This window comes from Clostridium sp. KLE 1755 (genome assembly GCF_000466465.2).
GTDB classification, from domain to species: Bacteria; Bacillota; Clostridia; order Lachnospirales; family Lachnospiraceae; genus Eisenbergiella; species Eisenbergiella porci.
The window spans coordinates 1-4,590 of sequence record NZ_KE992757.1 but is presented as its reverse complement, the minus strand read 5'-3'; the positions used below and the strand labels follow the sequence as shown (position 1 = coordinate 4,590).

General features: G+C 52.7%; 5 protein-coding genes. 1 reads left to right on the top strand and 4 read right to left on the bottom strand.

All coding sequences use genetic code 11. The features are described from left to right. The 3 genes from HMPREF1548_RS22610 to HMPREF1548_RS22600 all read right to left on the bottom strand — a co-directional run. Nucleotides 1-377 (bottom strand): HD domain-containing protein (locus HMPREF1548_RS22610; protein ID WP_035323497.1); only part of this gene is annotated, 377 nt, incomplete at its 3' end. Between the two features lie 49 nt (nt 378-426). Continuing rightward, entirely contained in the window at nt 427-984 is a 558-nt protein-coding gene (gene folE, locus HMPREF1548_RS22605; protein WP_021638957.1) for a GTP cyclohydrolase I FolE, read from the bottom strand. Between the two features lie 34 nt (nt 985-1,018). Then, a complete protein-coding gene (locus HMPREF1548_RS22600) occupies nt 1,019-2,410 on the bottom strand; it encodes a bifunctional folylpolyglutamate synthase/dihydrofolate synthase (RefSeq protein ID WP_243005928.1) in 1,392 nt (463 codons plus the stop codon). A gap of 111 nt (nt 2,411-2,521) precedes the next feature. Here HMPREF1548_RS22600 and HMPREF1548_RS22595 point away from each other — a divergent pair, with 111 nt between their 5' ends. Then, nucleotides 2,522-2,932, top strand: a complete 411-nt coding sequence (locus tag HMPREF1548_RS22595; RefSeq protein WP_025490845.1) for a putative ABC transporter permease — start codon at nt 2,522-2,524, stop codon at nt 2,930-2,932. Between the two features lie 101 nt (nt 2,933-3,033). Here the strand turns inward: HMPREF1548_RS22595 and HMPREF1548_RS22590 are convergent, their stop codons facing one another. Next, the gene (locus HMPREF1548_RS22590) at nt 3,034-4,404 is read right to left on the bottom strand and encodes an MATE family efflux transporter (RefSeq protein ID WP_025490844.1); all 1,371 of its coding nucleotides are present in this window, start codon (nt 4,402-4,404) and stop codon (nt 3,034-3,036) included. Nucleotides 4,405-4,590: the final 186 nt, after the last annotated feature.

Genomic DNA, 4,590 nt, shown 5'->3' with positions numbered 1-4,590 from the left:
CCGCGCAGGCTCTCCTCCTGTGCCAGCTTTTTTTCCCTGTGCCCTGAAATCGCCCGGAGGATTTCCTCCCGCTCCGGTTCCTCAAAGCCGCAGTCAAGAAGAATCTCCTCCGCCAGCTGTGCTCCGGCAAGCTCATGGGGCGTGCCGTCCTCATACTGCCGGAACCTGCCGCAGTCATGCAGCAGCGCCGCCGCGTAAATAAGCTCCTTCTCAATTCCCAACCCCTTTTCCAGATTTTCAATCCAGGAAAGCCGGGCCACATCCAGGAAATGAGACATATCGTGCCTGCAGAAGATCCGTTCTTCTTCATATTTCCGGTTTTTTTCCACACATTCCCTGTACCTCGGATTGTGCAGTATCCTGTTGACTCTGTCCATACCGCTCTTCCTTTCCCCGACAGGCTGTGGAGCAAATTTCAAATACGCCCTAACGCTCCAGCATATGATAAAAGGTTTCCTGCAGCGCGGCATTCTCTTCAAAAGCACCTCTTGTCGCCACAGTTACCGTCTTGCTCCCCGGCTTCTTCACACCGCGCATTGTCATGCACATATGCTCCGCCTCAATCAGGATCATCACTCCCTTTGGCTTCAGATAATCCATCAGGGCATCCGCCACCTGCGCCGTAAGCTTTTCCTGAAGCTGCGGCCTTCTGGCGAAAATCTCCACCGTCCTCGCCAGCTTGCTTAAGCCCACCACCTTACCGTCCGGAAGATAAGCCACATGGGCTTTTCCGAAAAACGGCATCAGATGATGCTCACAGGTGGAATAAAAGGTAATGTCCTTTTCCAGCACAATCCCTGCGCCCTCCACCTGAAACTGCTTGGACAGCGGCACCGCCGGATCCTCATCCATCCCGCCGAAAATCTCCTCATACATCCTTGCTATCCGCTGGGGCGTCTCCACCAGCCCTTCCCGGTTTACATCTTCTCCGATTCCTTCCAGAAGCAGCTTCACCGCTTCCTCAATTTTTGCTTTATCTACCATGCGTGTCTCTCCTGACCGGCCGCTGCCTGATTTCTCACTGCTGCCTCTTTTCCGCGATTCTGATGACATCCCCTAAAAAGGACAGGGAGCCAAAAGCGATGATAACATCCTCTTTCCCTGCCAGAAGGCGTGCCATTTCCACGGCCTCCTCCGGACTGTCCGCCGCGGTCACATTTTCATGCACCCTGCGCACCACCTCCGCCAGCTCACAGGAAGACATCGCCCTGGGGTTGCCGGGCGCTGCCACCGTGATAATGGCATCCGCATAATCACAGGTATTCAGGATGATTTTATCCACTTCCTTGTCCTTCAATATTCCCATTATATATATGATTCTTCTATTTGTAAAATAGAAACGTATGGACTGGGCCAGTTTTACCGCGCCGTCCTCGTTATGCGCCCCGTCTGCGATAAACAGCGGTTTCCTGCCGATAATTTCAAAGCGCCCCGGCCACTTTGCGCGCAGAAGCCCGGCCTTCAGCTTCTCCTCCTTTACGGGAAAGCCCAAATCCGCAAGCCGGTCAAGAGCTTCCACGGCAAGGGCGCAGTTGTCGATTTGATGGATTCCGGCCATGGTGATTTCCAGATTTTTATGCCCCTTATAAGAAAACCGCTGCTTCTCCAGCCCGTACTTCACATTTTTGGCCGACTCCATATCGGATACAAACAGTCCACAGCCCTTTTCTTTACAGGCTTCCTCAATCACTCCCATAGCCTCAGGAAGCTGCCTGCAGGAAACCACACGGCTTCCCGGCTTAATAATCCCCGCCTTCTGCGCTGCAATCTCCTCCAGCGTATCGCCCAGAAAAGCCATATGATCCATACTGATGGACGCAAAAACGCAAAGCAGCGGCGCCGGAATTACATTTGTGGCATCCAGCAGCCCGCCCATCCCGGTTTCCAGCACCACAATATCACATTTTTTCTGACAAAACCATAAGAAAGCAAGGGCTGTCTCCACCTCAAAAACCGTGGGATGCCTTCCGGTTTCCGCCACCATAGCCTCCGCCGCCTCCCGCACAGGTTCCATGGTTTTGCCAAGCTCTGCCTTGCTGATTGGCTTCCCATTGATCTGAAACAGCTCCCTGTACTCAAAAATGGCAGGAGAAATATACCGTCCCGTCTTATAACCGCCTTCCGTAAGCACCGTGGAAATAAAATTCATTACGGAGCCTTTGCCGTTCGTCCCCGCGATATGTATAAAGCTTAATTTCTCCTGCGGATTACCCAGCCGCGCCAACAGCTCCTTTATATTCTCAAGGCCCGGCACCACGCCGAAGGTATTGCATTCCTGCATATAGGCAAGCGCCTCCTGATAATTCATCTCTTCTCCTATCCGCGCGCCGCTGCGCGCAATCAAATCCCCCGCCGCAGACAACGAAGCATCAAACCTGCAACGCTGCAGGGCAAGCCGCCAGATATCCATACAAGCACGGGTGCCTGGCCGCTGCTCACGGGAATAACATTTTTTCAACTTCTTTTCTATACATCCTAGCACATTTTGCATAAAAAAAGAATAACCGGCCAAAATATTAGCATGCAAAAATTATGGAAAGACTTTATAAAATGCGGCATCCTCGGCTGGTGCCTTGAAATTACATTTACCGCCCTCCACTCTCTCCAGCAGCGCAAATTCACGCTTCAGGGCACCACCTCCCTGTGGATGTTTCCCATCTACGGGGCTGGCTGCCTGCTGCGCCCCATCTGCGCCCTGGTAAAAAAATGCCACTGGTTCGTCAGAGGCTGCGTCTATGCCCTTTTCATTTTCGTGGCAGAATACCTCTCAGGCCGTTTTCTTCTGAAAAAAGGCCTCTGCCCCTGGAGCTACGGCAAGGCCCGCTGGAACATCGGCAAGGTCATCCGCCTGGACTACGCCCCCTGCTGGTTTGCCACCGGACTGCTCATGGAACAGGCAATCCAGTCCCCCGCCGGGAAAAAGAAGCATTAAATCCGGAAAATACCAGCACAGCCTTCCCCATTACCCGCGGAAATAGCGGACAGGATATCCCTGCCCGCTATTTCCGCTTTCTTCCTAATTAAAGGAAGCAATTATGAGGAAGCCTCCTGCCGCTGCCCCTCGGCAAACAGCTTCTCCCTCTCCATCTTCTTCATGGTAAACCGATAAGCAATGTACAGGAAAATTCCGCCCAGGCACCATGCGCTGGCATTTGCGGCGCACACGCCCACATAGCTCAGCAGCTTCGCCGCCACCACGGCCAGCACGGCCCTGCTCAAAAGCTCCACCACGCCGCCCATCATCGGCATCAACGCATAACCGCAGCTCTGCATCACATTTCTATAGATAAAAATCATCCCCAGCGGAATAAAGAAAGCCCCGTTAATCAAAATATAGGCCCGCGCATACCCCAGCACCTCCGTGCTGTCCCCGGTTACAAACAACCGGATAATCACCGGCAGCGCCACAACAACCACTGCATAAATAATCACCCCGTAAACCGCAGACATCCAGAAAGCGATCCTGCTTCCCTTCTTAATACGCCCCAGATCATTAATCCCCCGGTTCTGCCCGCAGAAGGTGGCCATCGTCATACCCATGGAAGCAAATACCTGCGTCACCAGCTGCTCCACCTTGCAGGCCGCCGTATAAGCGGCAACCACGGTAGAACCCAGCATATTCAGCGCCACCTGTACCATAATCGTCCCCACCGCAGTAATGGAAAACTGCAACGCCATGGGAATCCCGATGGATACCTGATTCCGCACACACCACGGATCCAGCCTCAGATGCTCCTTATGCAAAGCAAGAAGCGGGACCTTCTTTACCATATAAACAAGGCACAAAAGCCCGGAAATTCCCTGCGATGCAATCGTCGCCACCGCAGCCCCGGCAACCCCCATATCAAAACAAATGATCAGAACCAGATCCCCTATAATGTTAATCGCAGCCGACAGCACCAGAAAATAAAGCGGCACCTTACTGTTCCCCACAGCCCGCAGAATACTGGACAGCAGATTATAAAGCACGCTGAAGCCCATTCCCCAGCAAATAATCAGAATATATTCCCTGGACATATCCATAATATCCGCAGGCGTCCTCATAATACGCAGCAGCCAGTCCATAATCAGCACACTCGTAAAGGTCATAACCACCGTAACGATAACAGAAAGGACCGCGGCATTTCCCACGCTCTTCTTCATCCCCTCCTCATCCCCGGCGCCAAAACGCTGCGCTGTCAGAATCGTAAAGCCCGTAGTCAGTCCCTGCAGAAATCCCAGGATCAAAAACGTAATCGTCCCCGTGGCCCCCACAGCCGCCAAAGCCTTCACGCCCACAAACCGCCCCACAATCACGGTATCCACCAGACTATACAGCTGCTGAAAAATATTCCCGATAATAATCGGAATAATAAACCTCACAATCAGCTTAAAGGGACTCCCCTTCGTCATATCAAGTTCCATTTCCAACACTCCTCCTGCCGCGCCGCTCCTAGGCGCCTTCATCCACCAAAATCCTCGCGCATCCCAAGCTCATTTTTTCACATTTTTTCTTAATTCCATTAATCCCTTTATTCTCTTTAATCCCTTTATTCCTTCTGCTCCCCCAGCAACCTTCCGGTCCGGCCGCGAATGGGTTCTCCGAAGGCC

Bases quoted from the DNA above. Each gene is read 5' to 3' on its own strand.
- HMPREF1548_RS22600 (WP_243005928.1), bottom strand. From the start codon at position 2,410: ATGGATATCTGGCGGCTTGCCCTGCAGCGTTGCAGGTTTGATGCTTCG.
- HMPREF1548_RS22590 (WP_025490844.1), bottom strand. From the start codon at position 4,404: ATGGAACTTGATATGACGAAGGGGAGTCCCTTTAAGCTGATTGTGAGG.
- HMPREF1548_RS22595 (WP_025490845.1), top strand. From the start codon at position 2,522: ATGCAAAAATTATGGAAAGACTTTATAAAATGCGGCATCCTCGGCTGG.
- folE (WP_021638957.1), bottom strand. From the start codon at position 984: ATGGTAGATAAAGCAAAAATTGAGGAAGCGGTGAAGCTGCTTCTGGAA.